At 68.2% G+C, this 15680-nt stretch carries 16 protein-coding genes, 1 tRNA gene, 1 pseudogene and 1 riboswitch; of the genes and pseudogenes, 9 read left to right on the forward strand and 9 right to left on the reverse strand.

Features of this window, described 5'->3' with window-relative positions; all coding sequences use genetic code 11:
• Positions 1 to 117 precede the first annotated feature (117 nt).
• The gene (locus CFT82_RS00635) at positions 118 to 1497 is read left to right on the forward strand and encodes a DNA polymerase IV (RefSeq protein ID WP_088817181.1); all 1380 of its coding nucleotides are present in this window, start codon (positions 118 to 120) and stop codon (positions 1495 to 1497) included.
• 9 nt (positions 1498 to 1506) lie between these two features.
• Here CFT82_RS00635 and CFT82_RS00640 read toward each other — a convergent pair whose 3' ends face one another.
• Complete coding sequence (locus CFT82_RS00640) at positions 1507 to 2286, reverse strand: dioxygenase family protein (protein WP_088817182.1); 780 nt, start codon at positions 2284 to 2286, stop codon at positions 1507 to 1509.
• 121 nt (positions 2287 to 2407) lie between these two features.
• Between CFT82_RS00640 and CFT82_RS00645 the strand changes: the two genes are divergently transcribed.
• A tRNA-Leu gene (locus CFT82_RS00645) sits at positions 2408 to 2491 on the forward strand.
• Positions 2492 to 2670: 179 nt separating this feature from the next.
• Here the strand turns inward: CFT82_RS00645 and CFT82_RS00650 are convergent.
• The 4 genes and pseudogenes from CFT82_RS00650 to CFT82_RS00665 form a co-directional block, all read right to left on the reverse strand.
• Positions 2671 to 3507: an endonuclease/exonuclease/phosphatase family protein gene (locus CFT82_RS00650; protein ID WP_159461804.1), complete on the reverse strand. Its 837-nt coding sequence runs from the start codon at positions 3505 to 3507 to the stop codon at positions 2671 to 2673.
• Between the two features lie 399 nt (positions 3508 to 3906).
• On the reverse strand, positions 3907 to 4344 hold the full coding sequence (locus CFT82_RS00655) for an acyl-CoA thioesterase (RefSeq protein WP_088817184.1): 438 nt from the start codon (positions 4342 to 4344) through the stop codon (positions 3907 to 3909).
• 40 nt (positions 4345 to 4384) lie between these two features.
• A riboswitch (cobalamin riboswitch) is annotated at positions 4385 to 4591 on the reverse strand.
• Positions 4592 to 4608: 17 nt separating this feature from the next.
• Positions 4609 to 4815 (reverse strand): annotated as a pseudogene (locus tag CFT82_RS12305) (hypothetical protein); the annotation flags it as partial.
• Positions 4816 to 4849: 34 nt separating this feature from the next.
• Positions 4850 to 6793: a heavy metal translocating P-type ATPase gene (locus tag CFT82_RS00665; protein ID WP_200815016.1), complete on the reverse strand. Its 1944-nt coding sequence runs from the start codon at positions 6791 to 6793 to the stop codon at positions 4850 to 4852.
• Between the two features lie 48 nt (positions 6794 to 6841).
• On the opposite strand from CFT82_RS00665, the gene CFT82_RS11805 reads away from it, so the two are divergent.
• Entirely contained in the window at positions 6842 to 7045 is a 204-nt protein-coding gene (locus CFT82_RS11805) for a hypothetical protein (RefSeq protein ID WP_200815017.1), read from the forward strand.
• Here CFT82_RS11805 and CFT82_RS00670 read toward each other — a convergent pair.
• The 3 genes from CFT82_RS00670 to CFT82_RS00685 all read right to left on the reverse strand — a co-directional run bounded on the left by CFT82_RS00670 (position 7042) and on the right by CFT82_RS00685 (position 9884).
• On the reverse strand, positions 7042 to 7620 hold the full coding sequence (locus tag CFT82_RS00670) for a YdhK family protein (RefSeq protein WP_088817187.1): 579 nt from the start codon (positions 7618 to 7620) through the stop codon (positions 7042 to 7044). The two genes, CFT82_RS11805 and CFT82_RS00670, sit on opposite strands and share 4 nt — an antisense overlap.
• A 104-nt stretch (positions 7621 to 7724) precedes the next feature.
• Positions 7725 to 7874, reverse strand: coding sequence for a hypothetical protein (locus CFT82_RS00675; protein WP_015780248.1), 150 nt, complete (start codon positions 7872 to 7874; stop codon positions 7725 to 7727).
• A gap of 723 nt (positions 7875 to 8597) precedes the next feature.
• Positions 8598 to 9884, reverse strand: a complete 1287-nt coding sequence (locus tag CFT82_RS00685; protein WP_088817188.1) for an ISL3 family transposase — start codon at positions 9882 to 9884, stop codon at positions 8598 to 8600.
• Positions 9885 to 10142: 258 nt separating this feature from the next.
• On the opposite strand from CFT82_RS00685, the gene CFT82_RS11945 reads away from it, so the two are divergent.
• The 5 genes from CFT82_RS11945 (at position 10143) to CFT82_RS00710 (ending at position 14153) form a co-directional block, all read left to right on the forward strand.
• The gene (locus CFT82_RS11945; protein ID WP_268807400.1) at positions 10143 to 10292 is read left to right on the forward strand and encodes a DUF305 domain-containing protein; all 150 of its coding nucleotides are present in this window, start codon (positions 10143 to 10145) and stop codon (positions 10290 to 10292) included.
• An 86-nt stretch (positions 10293 to 10378) separates the two neighbouring features.
• Complete coding sequence (locus CFT82_RS00695; protein ID WP_088817189.1) at positions 10379 to 10996, forward strand: CueP family metal-binding protein; 618 nt, start codon at positions 10379 to 10381, stop codon at positions 10994 to 10996.
• A gap of 345 nt (positions 10997 to 11341) precedes the next feature.
• The gene (locus CFT82_RS00700) at positions 11342 to 12649 is read left to right on the forward strand and encodes an ISL3 family transposase (RefSeq protein WP_088817190.1); all 1308 of its coding nucleotides are present in this window, start codon (positions 11342 to 11344) and stop codon (positions 12647 to 12649) included.
• Positions 12650 to 12667: 18 nt separating this feature from the next.
• Complete coding sequence (locus CFT82_RS00705) at positions 12668 to 13642, forward strand: IS481 family transposase (protein ID WP_088817191.1); 975 nt, start codon at positions 12668 to 12670, stop codon at positions 13640 to 13642.
• 91 nt (positions 13643 to 13733) lie between these two features.
• Positions 13734 to 14153 carry a hypothetical protein gene (locus CFT82_RS00710; RefSeq protein ID WP_143469439.1) on the forward strand — a complete coding sequence of 140 codons (420 nt, stop codon included), beginning with the start codon at positions 13734 to 13736 and terminating at the stop codon, positions 14151 to 14153.
• On the opposite strand, the gene CFT82_RS00715 is transcribed toward CFT82_RS00710, so the two are convergent.
• Positions 14083 to 15031, reverse strand: a protein-coding gene (locus CFT82_RS00715) for an IS5 family transposase (protein WP_234994209.1) whose coding sequence is annotated in 2 segments (ribosomal slippage) — positions 14083 to 14679 and positions 14681 to 15031 — 948 coding nt in all. Because the reading frame shifts where the segments join, the coding sequence is not laid out codon by codon here. The genes CFT82_RS00710 and CFT82_RS00715 overlap by 71 nt on opposite strands.
• Positions 15032 to 15100: 69 nt before the next feature.
• On the opposite strand from CFT82_RS00715, the gene CFT82_RS00720 reads away from it, so the two are divergent.
• On the forward strand, positions 15101 to 15676 hold the full coding sequence (locus CFT82_RS00720) for a TetR/AcrR family transcriptional regulator (RefSeq protein WP_088817193.1): 576 nt from the start codon (positions 15101 to 15103) through the stop codon (positions 15674 to 15676).
• The last annotated feature ends 4 nt before the right edge of the window (positions 15677 to 15680 follow it).

Below are 15680 nucleotides of genomic sequence, written 5' to 3' on the forward strand. Positions count from 1 at the left end.
CGAAGTAGACGTGGCGCTCTGCTGGACCACGGTCGTCATCCTGACATGTGCCGCACCGTGTACCGGCCGACGGCCCCGGGGAGGGGGCCGGGCGGGTCCGTGCCCTACGGTCTTCCCATGCGTGCCACGGCCTCGGTCCTCCACGTGGACCTGGACGCCTTCTTCGCCGCCGTGGAGCAACGGGACAAGCCCTCCCTCCGGGGGCGCCCCGTGGTGGTCGGTGGGACCGGGAGACGCGGGGTGGTCTCCACCGCCAGCTACGAGGCCCGGCACTACGGGGTGCGGTCGGCCATGCCGGCGTGGCAGGCGCGGGCGCAGCTCCCGGGTGGCGCAGCCTTCCTGTCCGGCCGGTTCGACGCCTACCGCCGGTCCTCCCGCGCCGCGTTGGGTGTGCTCCGGGAGCTCTCCTCGGTGGTGGAGCAGGTGAGCATCGACGAGGCCTATGCCGACCTGGCGCCGGACTGGCCGGTGGATGGATGGTCCCGGGCGGACGCGGAGGCCCTGGCCGAGCGCCTGCGGGCGGGTGTCCGCGGCGCCACGGGTGGCCTGACCGCGAGCGTGGGCGTCGGGTCGAGCAAGATGATGGCCAAGATGGCCTCCGAGGCGTCCAAGCCGGACGGTCTGCGGGTGATCTGGCCCGGGGAGGAGGCCGCCTTCCTGGCCGATCTCCCGATGCGTGCCCTGCCCGGCGTCGGTCCGGCCACCACGGAGAAGCTCCGGACCTTCGGGGCGGTGACGGTCGCGGACCTGCGCCGCATGGCCCTGCCGGACCTCGTCTCGATCCTCGGGGAGGCGAGCGGCCACGGGGTGCACGATCTCGCCCGGGGGATCGATCGCCGGGAGGTCACCACGCACCGGGAGGCCAAGAGCGTCTCGGCCGAGGAGACCTTCCACCAGGACCTGACGGACGTCCGGGAGGTCACCGCGGAGCTGGGGCTGCTGGCACGCCGGGTGGCCGCCCGGCTGGAGAAGGCCGGGCTGTTCGGTCGGACCGTGGGCGTCAAGCTACGGCGCCACGACTTCTCCACCCACCTGCGCTCCACCACCCTGGCCCATGGGACGGACCGGGCGGAGCTCATCACCGAGCAGGCGGTCCGGCTCGCGCTGGGCATCGGGGTGGGGGACGGGGTACGTCTCCTGGGAGTGAGTGTCTCCGGCTTCGTCGAGCACAGCCAGGAGCTCATGCCGCTCGACCTCGGGCCGGGAGTCACCTCGGGGAGCCAGGAGAGCCACACGGCGGACGTGTCGTCCGAGACCGACGCGGCCGTCGGGTGGGACGACGAGGAGTCCCACGCCGCCCGTCTGGGCCGGGTGGCCTGGCCGACGGGCGCGGACGTCGTGCACGCCGAGCACGGCGCCGGCTGGGTGTGGGGCAGCGGGCTGGGGAGGGTGACGGTGCGCTTCGAGGGGCCGACCACGGGACCGGGGCCGATCCGCACCTTCGAGGCTGACGATCCCGCCCTGCGGCGCAGCGACCCGCCGGCCTGGGCGCCGTGACAGCGAGGGTCAGCTGAAGGTCCAGCTCCGCTTGCTCAGCCCGTACCAGAACCCGTCGATGGCGGTCTGACCCGCCGGGGATCCCTTGACCGAGGCGGCGCCCAGCGCGACGTAGAGCGGGGCCCAGTGCTCGGCCCGGGGGTGGGCGATACCGGGCGCCGGGGCGCGGTGCTCCCAGTCGAGCAGGGCGTCCACGTTGCCGGCGGAGACGTGCTCGGCGGCCCAGGCGTCGAACTCGGCCGATTCGGTGGGGGCGGCGTAGTCGGGACCCTGGGAGGGGTTGAACCAGCGGAGGTTGTGGGTGGTGAAGCCCGAGCCCACGATGAGCGTGCCCTCGTCGCGCAGCGGAGCAAGTCGCTGGCCCATCGCGAAGAGCTGCTGCGGGTCCAGGGTGGGCATCGACACCTGGAGGACGGGGATGTCGGCCGCGGGGAACATCTCGACGAGCGGGACGTAGGCGCCGTGGTCCAGGCCGCGGTGCGGGTCCTGCATGACGGGCCCGCCCTGACCGGAGAGGACGCCGGCCACCGAGGCGGCGAGCTCCGGGGCAGCCGGGGCGTCGTAGGTCACCTCGTAGTACTTCCGCGGGAAGCCCCAGAAATCGTAGGTGAGCGGGGCGCCGCTGGTGGAGGAGACCGTCACCGGGGCGTTTTCCCAGTGGGCCGAGATCATGAGGATGTTGCGGGGGCGCTCCAGGGTGGAGGACCACTCGGCGAGCTGGCGGGTCCAGGTGGCGTCGTCGGCCAGCGGGGGAGCGCCGTGGGAGAGGTAGAGGACGGGAGCTGTCATGGGGCCAGCCTAGCCACAGATAGGTGACATGTCACGCGGGGGCGTTGTGCCATCGCTTTGACGAACCGTCATCGCCTGCTACAGTTGCCCGTCGTTGCGCACGAGAGTGCGGACACCACCTGTCCGGGTGGCGGAATGGCAGACGCGCTAGCTTGAGGTGCTAGTGCCCTTAACGGGCGTGGGGGTTCAAGTCCCCCTCCGGACACCGATAAAGAGCCCGGTCCCACCACGTGGGGCCGGGCTCTTCGTCATGCAGGTCGCCACAGACCAGATTCGTCAGTGGATGGGACGCCGATCCACAATCACTGGCCTCCAGCAACCCTCCGACCACGGCGGAGGCCCAGCCCGCAGGACGGGCCTCCGCGTGCTGCACGGGGTGCCGTCTCACCGGCCGCGGTGCACCTCGCGCGGGTGCGGCAACTGCAGTTCCGCCACCACGGGGTAGTGGTCGGAGGAGTACACCAGCGGCACCGTTGCACGCAGCGGGGTGATCTCCTTGGAGGCCAGAACGTAGTCAATGCGGCGCAGCGGGTTGCCCGGCGCGTAGGTGAGGCCGTCACCCTCGCCAACCAGCGGCCACACGTCCGTGAGAATCCGCGTGTACTCCTCGTGCTCCGTGGACCCCGGGGCCGCGTTCAGGTCGCCGAGCACCACCGTCGGGTTGCTCTGAGCAGCGACCAAATCGTTGACCACCGCAAACTGCTTCGTGCGGTACTCCGCGTCAACGTGGGTGAGGTGGGTGTTCATGACCGTCACCGGCACGCCACGGACCTTCACAGTTGCCTCGGCCACACCACGCTGTTCCCCACCCTGGTGGTTGGGCAGCATGTGGTTCTCGCAGTCGGACAACTTGTACCGCGAGAGAATGGCGGTGCCGTACTGGCGGCGCTCGGTCCGACCCCCAGCAGGGTCCTCGTCGAGGTTCGCGGCGTAGCAGTAGTGCAGGCCGAGGCGGTTGGCCAGCCAGGCACTCTGGTCGACGAACTCGGAACGCTCGCCCCAGTGGTTGTCGACCTCCTGCAGGGCGATGACGTCGGCGTCGAAGGAATCGATGTCGCGCGCGATGCGCTCCAAGTCGAGCACATCGAAGCGGTCGGCACCGTGGTGAATGTTGAAGCTCACCACGGTGAGCTTGCGCTCTGGGTCACCCGCCTTGCCCATGTGCTGGGTCGGTGCGGCAGTCACGGGGGCGGACAAAGCGGTGGCGGCAACGGCGGCCACCAGAGTGGTCAGGGTGCGTCGAGAAAACGCCATGAGGGTCTCCAGTTGGTACAGGGGGCATGGTGCCAACCGGACGTTAAGCAGACCCTGTGACGTGGACATGAACCCGACGTAAAGGGCATTTCACCGGGCGTTCAACAGCGAATCACCCAGCGCGCCGTAGTCAGGGGTGTTCCCCACGATCCCTCAACCTCGGAGACGGCCCAAGACCTGGGGCCACCGAATGCGGTCGGACGACGCTCTCGTGCCGCGAGGACAGTCCTGCGGACACGTTCTCTTCGTACCCCAGTACCTGTTGAAGCTGGGGACTGCGACGCAGAGTTGCGACACCACGGCGACTGCTGGCCCGGCCCCTGAAAAGGGACCGGGCCAGCAGTCGCCTGACCTGTGGACCCGGCCTCAGCCCTCCGTCGGGAGCTCGCGCGGCCGGCCGTCGCCGTCGGTCGCCACGAAGGTGAACTCCGCCCGGGTGATGAGGCGCTCGTCCTCCGCGTGTCGGTCCCGCGCCCAGGCCTGGACGGAGACCCGCATCGAGGTGCGGCGGGACCCGGTCAGGTGGGCGTAGACGCTCAGCTCCGAGCCGACGACCACCGGCCGGTGGAAGGACATGGAGTCGACGGCGACGGTGACCGCGCGCCCGCGGGCCCGACGGGACGCCACCGACGAGGCGGCCAGATCCATCTGGGCCATCAGCCACCCACCGAAGATGTCGCCGTACATGTTGGCGTCACCGGGCATGGCGGTCACCCGGATGGTGGGCTCGAGGTGCTCCGGTGGCGTGGCCGGCTCCGCCGGGTCGTCCGCGGGCGCAGGTGCGTGCAGAGTGTTGCTGGACATGGGTGTCCCCTTCGTTCTGGCCCGGGTCTCCCCGCCGGGCGAATCGGCGTCGACCGAGGCAGGTCTCCTGGCTCGCGGGTCGGCACCGCCCCCTCGGCCTTCCCGCCCGTCGGGGCAGTGGCCGTCCTGCAGGGGGCGACTCTCCGCTCACAGTTGCGGGGTCAGCGCCGGCTTCGGCAGTCACCTGCCGTCCCGGCTTCCCTCTTCGCCACCCCGGCTGGGGTGGACCTCGGCGCGAACAGCATAGGGGGCCTGGCCCACGGTTCACCGGAGGACTGAGGCGAACCTGCGCGGCGAGGAGACGGGCCTGTCGGGCTGTGAGCGCCAGGGGCAGCCGAACGACAGCAGCCAACCCGCCGGCCACACGCTGATCACCTGCTCAAGGGACTGCTGAGGGTTTGGTTGATACCTGATCTGGGTGGGGATGTCGAAGCAGTAGGTGTCTTCGTCGATCATCCGGTGGATGCCGCGGGCGTGGTGGTCGTCATGATCTGTCTCTCACGGTTCAGGAGCGGTCGAGGATGCGGTTGGTGCTGGATTCGGGTGTGAGGTCGAGGCGGCGCAGCAGTTGCGCGTTGAGGGCCACCACGACGGTGGAAGCCGACATGAGGATCGCCCCGACGCTCATCGGCAGCACGAATCCGATCGGTGCGAGAATGCCCGCCGCGAGAGGCACAGAGATGAGGTTGTAGCCAGCGGCCCACCACAGGTTCTGCTTCATCTTGCGGTAGCTCGCACGCGACAGCTCGAAGACCGACAGCACCGAGCGTGGGTCCGAGCTCGCGAGGATGACCCCTGCCGAGCCGATTGCGACATCGGTGCCGGCGCCGATGGCGATGCCCACATCGGCCTGTGCGAGGGCGGGGGCGTCGTTGACGCCGTCCCCGACCATCGCGACCTTGCGGCCCTCGTCTTGGAGCTCCTTGACCTTGGCGGCCTTGTCTTCCGGTCGCACACCGGCGAACACGCGGTCGATGCCGAGATCCTTTGCCACTGTGTCGGCGACCGCTTGGGCGTCACCGGTGATCATCACGACCTGCGCGCCGCGGGCATGCAACGCGTCAACAGCGTCACGAGACTCGGTTCGTATCTCATCGGCCAACCGCAACGCCCCGATGACCTCGCCGTCGGCGAGGATGTGGAGGATGATCGCTCCTTCTTCGCGCCACTGGTCAGCTATCGGCAGTTCGCTGGCCGAGTGCTGCTGGAGTAGATACGGGCCGCCGACTTCGATGACCGTCCCGTCAACGGTGGCCTTGACCCCGATTGCAGGGGAGGAGGAGAAGTCCGAGGCCCTCGGTATCTGGACCTCTTGGGTGCTGGCGGCTCCGGTGATCGCTCGGGCCAGGGGGTGCTCGCTGTCGGCCTCGGCGGCCGCGGCCAGGGCGAGCACCCGCTGCTCGTCGTGATCGTTCGCGGTGTCGATGGCGGTGACGGTGGGCTCGCCCTTGGTGAGAGTGCCGGTCTTGTCGAAGAGCACGGCGTCGACGGTGCGCATGGACTCCAGCGCGAGCCGGTCCTTGATGAGCACGCCGCCGCGGGCGGCGCGCTCGGTCGCGATCGAGACCACCAGCGGGATCGCGAGGCCCAGGGCGTGGGGGCAGGCGATGACGAGCACGGTGATGGTGCGGACCACCGCGTCGTCGGGAAGACCAATGAGGGACCATACGAGCGCGGTGATGACGGCCGCGCCGAGGGCGAACCAAAAAAGCCAGGCCGCGGCGGTGTCGGCGATGCGCTGGGCGCGGGAAGAGGAGGCCTGGGCGTCGGAGACAAGTTTCTGGATGCCCGCCAGGGCGGTGTCCTCGCCGGTGGCGGTGACCTCGACCCGCAGTCCGGAGTCGGTGGCGATGGTGCCGGCGACGACCTGCTCGCCGGTCTCTCGGCGCACGGTCTTGGACTCCCCGGTGACCATCGACTCATCCATGCTGGCGCTGCCATCGACGATGCGCCCGTCCGCGGGCACCGAGGCGCCGGGCCGGACCACCACCACATCGCCGACAGCGAGGTCTGCTGGGGCGACTCTCACGATGTTCTCGCCGTCGACCTTCTCGGCCTCATCGGGCAGTAGGGCGGCCAGGGAGTCCAGGGCGGAGGTGGTCTGGGCCAGGGAGCGCATCTCGATCCAGTGGCCCAGCAGCATGATGACCACCAGCAGAGCCAGCTCCCACCAGAAGTTGAGCTCGTCGCTGAGCAGGTGCAGGCTCGCGCCCCAGGAGGCGATGAAGGCGACCGTGATCGCCAGCGCGATCAGCAACATCATGCCGGGCTTGCGGGATCGGATCTCGCCCAGTCCACCGGTGAGGAAGGGCCGGCCGCCCCACACGTACATGATCGTGCCCAGGGCCGGGGAGACCCAGCGCACCCAATCGGCGTTCGGGAGGGGGTAGCCGGTGAGGTGGGCGAACATGTCGTTGAAGCCCACGACCGGGATCGCGATGACGAGCATTATCCAGAACAGCCGCCGGAACTGGCCGACATGATCACCATGCCCGCCATGACCACTATGACCTGCGTGGTCGTGGCCGCCGTGATCCTCATGGTCGGCTTGGTCGTGGCCGCCATGAGACTGGTGTGCCGAGTGGTCGTCGTGCGAGTGGTGGCCGGCGTGCTCGTGCGCTTCAGCCTCGGCGGCCCCGTGGTGGGTCTGCTGGTCGTTCATGCTCTGTCCGTTCCTTCATGCCCGGTTCGTGTCAGTTAGGAAGCGGGCTGGATCTCGCTGTCGACGACCCACTTATGGTTGGTCATCTTCATCCCGTCGGCCTCGTAGTCGACGACATAGACGGTCTCCTCAGTCGAGGACGCGATCGTCGCCGTCGCGCCGTCCATGCCTTCCATGTGGTCGGCGGTCACCGTCACCTCGGTGCCGTCGTCGAGACGGGCGTCACCGGCGCCGTCGAGCTCTTCCTGAACGACCCACTTGTGATCGGTCACGGGATCTCCGCCGTCGACCGGGGTGTAGTCGATCGCGTAGGTGTAGGTGTCGTAGGCGCCGACGATGGTGGCGCTGGCACCGTTCATGCCCTCCATGTGGTCAGCCGTCAGAGTGACTTCGGTGCCGACCGGGTATTCGGGGTCGGTGGCCTCTTTCATGCCCTCGGGGACCGGGCCGCCGTCGGCGGGATGCTCCATGCCGTCGTGGCCCCCATGCCCGCCTTGTGCGTCCTCGCTCTGCGATGGAGTTCCTGCCTCGTCGTTCGCGGTGGAGCAGCCTGCCAGGGCAAGGCTTCCGCCGAGGATCCCGACGGCGACGAGGATGCTGATGCGTCTGTTCATCTCGATACTCTCCTATTGGTGTGAACCGACCGGCGCTGGTGCGCCGGATAGGGGGTGGTTCCGCGCCTCCCGGTCGAGAGGCGCGGAACCATGTCCACGGGCGGTCAGGCCGCGTTGGCGTAGCGGTCGGGGCGGGCGCTGACCTCGATGCCGGTCCCGCCGGCGATCTCGGAGACCTCGGAGCGGATCGCGGTCTCGCAGTGCCCGCAGGTCACGTCGGTCACCCGGTACTCGTTCGTGGTCGTCGCGCTCATAATCCAAACGCCCTTGTTTGTGTACGAGATCTTCAGGCTATACCCCAAGGGGGTATGGGTCAACGGGTAGATGCGTCCTCGGGGGTCTCCTGGGCCTGCCCGGTGGGGCGGACGTGACGCAGTCGGGTTGCGGCGATGAGTGCCGCCATAGCGGCGACAACGGCCGAGACGATCGCGCCGTGTTCAGTCCGCCGGTGAACGCTGCCTGTGCCGCGCCGACCAGCTGCTCGCCGAGTGCTCCTGGCAGCTCGCCTGCGGAGACGAGTGCGCCGTCGATGCTGTCCGAGGCCGCGGCTGCAGCCTCTGGCGGCAGACCGTCGGGCAGAGTGGACTCGATGTTGCCGCGGTAGGCGGCGATCCCCACGCTGCCGATGACCGCGACGCCGAGGGAGATGCCCAAGTCGTTCGCGGTGGTCGCGAGCCCGGATGCGCCGCCGGCCTTCACCGGAACGCCGAGAATGCTCCTCATGACTCAGTGGGCGCCCATGAGCGGAGCGGTACACCTGATGATCCCGACGGTGCGTGCACAGAGTGCGGCACTGGCGACCATCTGGGCACGGTGATGGCGTGCGTGCTCGCGCTCCTGATCATCCTCATGGTTCTGGTGCCGCCACGGCCGCTGCCCGGATGGATGCACGTAGCCTTCAGATCTATCCTGCGCGTCACTCAAGCGACCCTCGACACAAAAGAAAACTCATAATTTCCGTACCGCGGCAACTGGGCTCATCCCAATCCAGGGTGGGTTCGGAAGCCGCCTGTCTCGAGCAGGCTGCGGGCGGTGTAGTTGGTGAGGTTGCGGAAGCCGAGGGCGGAGCCGCGTAGGTGTTCGAGGCGGCCGTTGAGGGCTTCGGTGGGTCCGTTGGAGGTACCGGGCCGCTCGAAGTAGGCCAGGACGTCGGCGGCGCGCTGGTTCAGGGTCCGGCCGAGGCGACGGAGCTCGACGAGGGCCGCGGGCACGCCGTCGCGGAGGGCGTCGATGACGGCGGTCATCGCCGCGCGGGCGGTTGCCCGGTCGGGATTGGTGAACAGGACGATGAGTCGTTCTCGTTGGCGGTCGGTGAGCAGGTCCTCTCCGGTGTGTAGGGTACGCCGGGCCCGGTAGAGCGGGTCGTTCTTGAGGCCGCGGTGGCCGTGGAGGTCTTGCTGGACCCGGCGGCGGCAGGAGTCCAGGGCGTCCCCGGCGAGGCGCACGACGTGGAAGGGGTCCATCACCGCGACCGCGCACGGGAGCTCTTCGGCGGCTGCGGTCTTGAAGCCGGTGGGGGCACCGCCCGCTGCGATACTCCGCGTCAGCGGCGCAGCTGGGGGAAACCCATCCATCGCGACCACCTCCACGGCGTCACGCCACGCCTGTGGCCGCTCGGCGAGCCAGGTCTTGAACGCGGCCTTGGACCGGCCTTCGACCATGTCCAGCAACCGGGCGGGGCCGGTGTCGTCTCGGATCGGGGTGAGGTCGATGATCACGGTGACGTACTTCTCGCCCTTGTGCGTGTGCCGCCACACGTGCTCGTCGACCCCGACCACCTTCACCCCCTCGAACCGGGCCGGGTCACCGATCAGGACGCGCCGGCCCTCGGCCAGGACGGCGTCGTTGGCGGTGTCCCACGCCACCGCCAACGCCTCGGCGACCCGAGCGATGGTCAGGTGCTGCACGACCAGCGCGAGCAACGCCCAGCGCAGCCCACCGCGGGAGATCTTGGCCCTCGGCTCCGCCGCCGCAGTGGTGTCCTGCCGCCACATCCGCGCGCAGCCGGTGCACCGGTACCGGCGGACCGCGACCAGCAACGTCGTGGGTCGCCACCCGAACGGCTCGTGTGCCAGGCGTCGCGTGACCACGTCGTGCACGGTCCCCTCACAGCCACACCGCCGGCACCACCGGTCATCATCGACGACCCGGCAGGCCAGCACCGCCCGGTCCGGCTCGAGGCGTTGCCCGGTCACCTCCAACCCGAGGCCGTCGAGGCGGCAGAACGTCGTCAGATCAGGCGTGGTGCAGGTACCGTCAGGCATGTCGAGGTCTTCCAGGTGGGGAGTGTGAGAACTCCCATCATGTGGAGACCTCGACGCCTACCCCAGGACCGACGCGCCGCCCCGCGACCCACCCTGGATCGGGAAGAGCCGGCAACTGCGCTGGAGGATTGGGGCGTCGATCCCGCCGAGCAGCAGACGGGCGACATGGATCACGGCGACGGCATGATAAACGAGGATGACCTGTCCACCCTCGAAGCATCCAGCGGGACCGAAGCGTCACGACTATTCCTATAGCAGATGATCCTCCACCGTGAGGGAGCCGTCGAGATGGCCCAGACCCACGTCGATGGCGCTAGCAACACTGATGCTGTCGAGCTCGCGCAGACAATCATCGATGCGCAAACGACCGAGATCCAGGAGATGGAAGACCTCAGGGCCAATCTCTAGCGAGTCACCAGGGTGGGTGCCGGACGCGCTGGATTCGGCACCCACCGGACCCGACCGACCCTCGCATGACTCGAAGGAAAAACGTTATGCCCTGTCTCCGTTTATCGCGCCGCCGCAACGCCCTTGCAGCCGTCTTCGTTGCCATTCTGGCTCTCGTTCTTGCTGGATGTGCGGTCACGCCGTCCGGCCCCGCACCGTCATCGGTCAGCAGCCAGACGAGCGAGCGCGAGTTCCTGGCAGATCACGGCCTATCCGGGCTGGATGTCAGGCAGGTCATCGAACGACTGGACACGATGCCCGTCGCTGACCGGCCGACTGATCTGCTCGCGTCGGTGCAGCCAGAGGCGCTCGTGCTCACCGACGATCAAGAGCGTGAGACGCGCCTGCCGTTGCCAGAGGATGAGGTCTACATCTCGATCGCCCCCTACCGGGACCAGACCCACGACTGCTACTTCCACAGCCTGACTACCTGCCTCGGTGAACTCGCGAGCGAAGAAGTTCAGGTCACGCTCACCGGTGCAGACGGTGAAGTGATCATCGATGAAGCGCGCCAGACGTACGACAACGGCTTTATCGGTCTCTGGGTGCCGCGCGACACCGAGGTGACCCTCACTATCGAGCACGAGGGTCAGGAGGCAAACGCAAGAATCTCAACGATGAACGACGACGATGCCACTTGCATCACAACCATGCGGTTGCAGTGAGTTCGCCGGCACGCCGAGATTGTCTCGCTAGGCTGAACGCCGGGAATCGGAGGACACTCGGTGAGGGTCCGAAAGTAGCGGCGCTCTGAATGTCCTGATTTTTGTCGCTCTAGGTGTGATGTCCAGGGACGTTGTTGCGGGACTCGCTGATAGGTGAAGGCCTCCTGTTGTGAGAGTGGAGCTGTCTAGGAACCGCTTCACGCCCAGGAGGCCTTCGTGTCCCACGCTAACGCTGCTCTTCACGAACGAGGGTGTAGTCGGTTGAGCGCGTCGGTGGCCGGGTAGGGGTCGAGGTCTCCCGGATGATGGAAGTTCTTCACGCTCGCCATCCCGAAAGACCTCGACGTGCTCCACCCTACTTTCGCGACCCCTGACCTGACCACGTTCTGCCGCCTCGACGAGCTCGGCCTCGTCGCCGTCGGCCAGCTGATCGAGCCGGATCGGGCCACGATCGAATGCCGCGTCGTCGAGGACGACCCGTGGTGTCGGAAGTGCGGTGCCGAGGGCGTGCCGCGGGACACGGTCACGCGTCGACTGGCGCACGAGCCGTTCGGGCACCGGCCGACGACCCTGCTGGTGCGGGTGCGCCGGTACCGGTGCGGACACTGCCGGCGCACGTGGCGGCAGGACATGACGCGGGCAGCGGCGCCGCGTGCGAAGATCTCCCGCGGCGGCCTGGAGTGGGCGCTGCGGGGCATCGTCATCGACCACCTCACCGTCACCCGCGTCGCCGCAGGTCTCGGGGTGTCCTGGAGTGCCGCGAACGCCGCCGTCCTCGCGGAAGGCATGCGGCGCCTGATCGACGACCCCGCCCGGTTCGACGGGGTCACCACGATCGGTGTCGACGAGCACGTCTGGCGACACACGAGGCTGGGCGACAAGTACGTCACCGTGATCATCGACCTCACGCCCGCAAGGAACAAGACCGGGCCGGCGAGGCTGCTGGACATGGTCGAGGGCCGCTCCAAGGCGGTGTTCAAGCAGTGGCTCGCCGCCCGCCCTGCGGACTGGGCGAAGCGGATCGAGGTGGTCGCGATGGACGGCTTCGCCGGGTTCAAGACCGCTGCCGCCGAGGAACTCCCCGACGCCGTCCCCGTCATGGACCCGTTCCACGTGGTCCGCCTCGCCGGCGACGCGCTGGATGTCTGCCGGCGTCGGGTCCAGCAAGACACCACCGGTCACCGCGGGCTCAAGGGCGACCCGCTCTACAAAGCCCGCCGCACCCTGCACACCGGGGCGAGCCTGCTCACCGACCGGCAGCGGGCACGCCTGGACGCAGTGTTCGCGAGCGAGGAGCACGTCGAGGTCGAGGCGACCTGGGGCATCTACCAGCGCATCGTCGCGGCCTACCGGGAGCCCGACAAGAAGAAAGCGAAGGCGATGATGCAGGAGGTGATCGCTGCGATCAGCAGCGGCGTTCCCGCGGCGCTCGTCGAGGTCCGCAAGCTCGGCCGGACCATGAAGCAGCGGGCGGGCGACATCCTCGCGTTCTTCGACCGCCCCGGCACCAGCAACGGCCCGACCGAGGCCATCAACGGGCGACTCGAACACCTCCGCGGCTCCGCCCTCGGCTTCCGCAACCTCACCCACTACATCGCTCGGTCGCTGCTCGAAGCCGGAGGGTTCAGGCCCGCGCTACACCCTCGTTCGTGAAGAGCCGCTAACGCTGCTCTGACCCCTCGCGCTCGGTTGCGCCTGGCCAAGCTCATCGTCGAGGAGGGGTGGCCGGTGGCCGTGGCAGCCAAGATGTTCCTGGTCTCACCACCCACGGCCCGCAAGTGGGCTGCCCGGTACCGGGCCGAAGGACCGGCCGGAATGACAGATCGCACCAGCCGGCCCCATGTGATGCCGACCAAGACACCACCATCGGTAGTGAAGAAGATCGTGAAGGCCAGGTGGCCACGCCGGCTCGGCCCGGTGCAGATCGCCGGCGAGCTGGGCATGCCGGCCTCCACGGTCCATGCCGTGCTCGTGCGCTGCCGACCGAACCGGCTGGCCCGCATCGACCGGGTCACCGGTGAACCAGTCCGCCGGTACGAGCACCCTCACCCCGGGTCGCTGATCCACGTCGATGTCACGAAGTTCGGGCGGATCCCTGACGGGGGTGGGCACCGCTTCGTGGGGCGGCAGCAGGGCCTGAAGCACCGTGCGGCGACGTCGGACCGAGAAGGCACCCGCGACCACCGGTACCAGCCCAGGCTCGGGGTGGGACACCTGCACACCGTGATCGATGACCACTCCCGGGTCGTCTACGTCGAGAGGCACGCCGATGAACGCAAGGAAACCGCGATCGGTGTACTACGCCGGGCCGTCGCGTGGTTCGCCGACCATGGCGTCACGGTGGAACGGGTGCTGTCGGACAACGGCTCGGCATACAGATCCGCCGCGTGGAGCCAGGCCTGCACCGAGCTGGGCATCACTGCCAAACGGACCCGACCGTATCGACCGCAGACCAACGGGAAGATCGAACGTTTCCACCGCACCCTGGCCGACGGATGGGCCTACGCCCGGTTCTACACCAGTGAGACCGAACGCCGAGACGCCCTTCCCGGCTGGATCCACTTCTACAATCACCACCGGGTCCACTCCGCGATCGGAGCCCCACCCATCACCAGGCTCAACAACCTGGCTGGACATCACACCTAGATGTTGCTGGCCATGACGTTGCTGACACAGTTTTTGACCTACGGGACTAGGGCGTGTCTGACAAAGGGCGGTGGCCCGATAGCGTTGGCGAATGAGTCCTAGTGCTCCGCGTGTCATCGCCGTCCGTAGTGGTCAAGTGCAGCCCAGCGGATCCTGGCTGTACGTCTGGATCGACGTCGACACAGGGGCCATCGCATACGTGGGTGGCACAGGCTTCGCCCCGGAGCTCCGCGCCTATTTGCATGTCGAGAGCGACGATCCCCAGCTGGGCCGCGTGCGAGCAACGGTCCCTCACTACGACGAGCGAGACTTCGACGTGCTCGCGTTCGAGTTGCCCGATGGCATCGACCGGCAGGCCGCGAAGCAGGCGCTGATCGCGCGTCTCGTTGAGGCTGGCGAGGACGCAGGTGGAAGCGGATCAGCAACCGATCTGCACGAGGTCACCGACCCGATCTTGCAGGAGATAGACCGTCACCGCGGGCGAGCGTCGCAGGAATCTGCCTCTTTGTGAGTTCTCGGCTCCACGCGATCACGGCGTTGAGGACGACCGCGGCGCGGTAGACGATGGCGTGCTTGTCATAGCGGGTGGCGAGACCGCGCCACTGCTTGATGTGGCAGTACCGGCGTTCGATCACATTGCGGTTCTTGTAGTCGGCAGTGTCGAGTGCGACCGGTCTGCCGCCGCGTGCTCCGCGACGTCGGCGATGGCCCTTCTGGTCGTCGGGTTCCGGGATGACCGCCTTGATCCCGCGGGAACGCAGGTGACCGCGGATCGCTCGGGACGAATACGCCTTGTCGCCCCGCACCGCATCCGGGCGGGTTCGCGGTCGACCTCTGTCGCGGCCAACGCGCAGGTGCGCCATGAGTGGCAGGAACATCGGCGAGTCGCCCGCTTGGCCCGCGGTGAGGAGAGTCACCAGCGGCAGCCCGTTGCCGTCGACGAGCTGGTGGATCTTCGTCGATAGGCCGCCGCGCGAGCGGCCGATGCCGTGATCAGGCGGCTCTTCCCGCAGATTCTTGTAGTTCGATCCAGCCCCCTGTGAGCCGGGTCGTGTTCGTCGCGTGCTGATGCGCGCGAGCGATCGTGGAGTCCACCGACAGCGACCAGTCCATCAGTCCCGCCGCGTCCGCCGCCGCGGTCAGCTGCGCGAGCACCCGATCCCAGGTGCCGTCCTTCGCCATCCGGTAATGCCACGTCCATACCGTCTGCCACGGGCCGAACGCCTCCGGCAGGTCACGCCACGCGATGCCCGTCCGGTACCGGTACACGATGCCCTCCACCATCGTCCGGGCGTCGGAGAACTTCCGGCCCGGCCGGCCCGTCGGGCGCGGCAGCATTCCCTCGATCAACGACCACTGCGCATCCGAGAGCACCTGAAACCGCGACACCCATCGAGCGTCCCAGCCGGAGCGCTCAACCTTTGTCAGACACGCCCTAGTAGTGGGTAGTCTCGCGGTATGGGACGCCCGAGGAGCTTCGACGACGACATGGTGTTGTCGCGCGCGATGGAGGAGTTCTGGACCCACGGCTACGCCGGCACCTCGCCGGCCCGGCTGGCCGAGGCTACGGGCATCGCGAAGGGAAGCCTGTACAACGCTTTCTCCAACAAACGCGCACTCTTCGACCAATGCCTGGACCTCTATCACCGACAGGTGATCGAGACGGCCGAATATTGGATGGCGCAGCCTGGTACCGCGCGCGAGTGCATCTCGGCCGCATTGAAGGCTGTGGTCGATGGGGATCTTGCGCAACCGCAGCGTCGTGGGTGCCTCATCGGCAACACCGCGGTCGAGCTCGCGGGCGAGGATACGGAGATGTCCGAGAAGCTGCGACGGATGCAGGACGAGTCCACGGCCTGGTTCGCCGAGCGCATTCGACGCGGCCAGGTCGAAGGCGATGTCCCCCGTGATCGCGATGCTCAGGCGCTGGCCGAGCATGTGGCGAACACGCTGGCAGGTCTACGCGTGCTGGCGATGACTCACGAGGCCCCGGCGCTGCATCGGATCATCGACACGGCGCTGGCGGTGCTCTAAGGCT

The sequence above is a fragment of the Kytococcus aerolatus genome, from assembly GCF_900187395.1.
Classification (GTDB): Bacteria; Actinomycetota; Actinomycetes; order Actinomycetales; family Dermatophilaceae; genus Kytococcus; species Kytococcus aerolatus.

What these genes read in the sequence shown, in the direction of transcription:
- CFT82_RS00635 (WP_088817181.1), top strand. Translation starts at nt 118, where the DNA reads ATGCGTGCCACGGCCTCGGTCCTCCACGTGGACCTGGACGCCTTCTTC.
- CFT82_RS00640 (WP_088817182.1), bottom strand. Translation starts at nt 2,286, where the DNA reads ATGACAGCTCCCGTCCTCTACCTCTCCCACGGCGCTCCCCCGCTGGCC.
- CFT82_RS00655 (WP_088817184.1), bottom strand. Translation starts at nt 4,344, where the DNA reads ATGTCCAGCAACACTCTGCACGCACCTGCGCCCGCGGACGACCCGGCG.
- CFT82_RS00665 (WP_200815016.1), bottom strand. Translation starts at nt 6,793, where the DNA reads ATGCTCGTCATCGCGATCCCGGTCGTGGGCTTCAACGACATGTTCGCC.
- CFT82_RS11805 (WP_200815017.1), top strand. Translation starts at nt 6,842, where the DNA reads ATGACCACTATGACCTGCGTGGTCGTGGCCGCCGTGATCCTCATGGTC.
- CFT82_RS00670 (WP_088817187.1), bottom strand. Translation starts at nt 7,620, where the DNA reads ATGAACAGACGCATCAGCATCCTCGTCGCCGTCGGGATCCTCGGCGGA.
- CFT82_RS00675 (WP_015780248.1), bottom strand. Translation starts at nt 7,874, where the DNA reads ATGAGCGCGACGACCACGAACGAGTACCGGGTGACCGACGTGACCTGC.
- CFT82_RS00685 (WP_088817188.1), bottom strand. Translation starts at nt 9,884, where the DNA reads ATGCCTGACGGTACCTGCACCACGCCTGATCTGACGACGTTCTGCCGC.
- CFT82_RS11945 (WP_268807400.1), top strand. Translation starts at nt 10,143, where the DNA reads ATGATCCTCCACCGTGAGGGAGCCGTCGAGATGGCCCAGACCCACGTC.
- CFT82_RS00695 (WP_088817189.1), top strand. Translation starts at nt 10,379, where the DNA reads ATGCCCTGTCTCCGTTTATCGCGCCGCCGCAACGCCCTTGCAGCCGTC.
- CFT82_RS00710 (WP_143469439.1), top strand. Translation starts at nt 13,734, where the DNA reads ATGAGTCCTAGTGCTCCGCGTGTCATCGCCGTCCGTAGTGGTCAAGTG.
- CFT82_RS00720 (WP_088817193.1), top strand. Translation starts at nt 15,101, where the DNA reads ATGGGACGCCCGAGGAGCTTCGACGACGACATGGTGTTGTCGCGCGCG.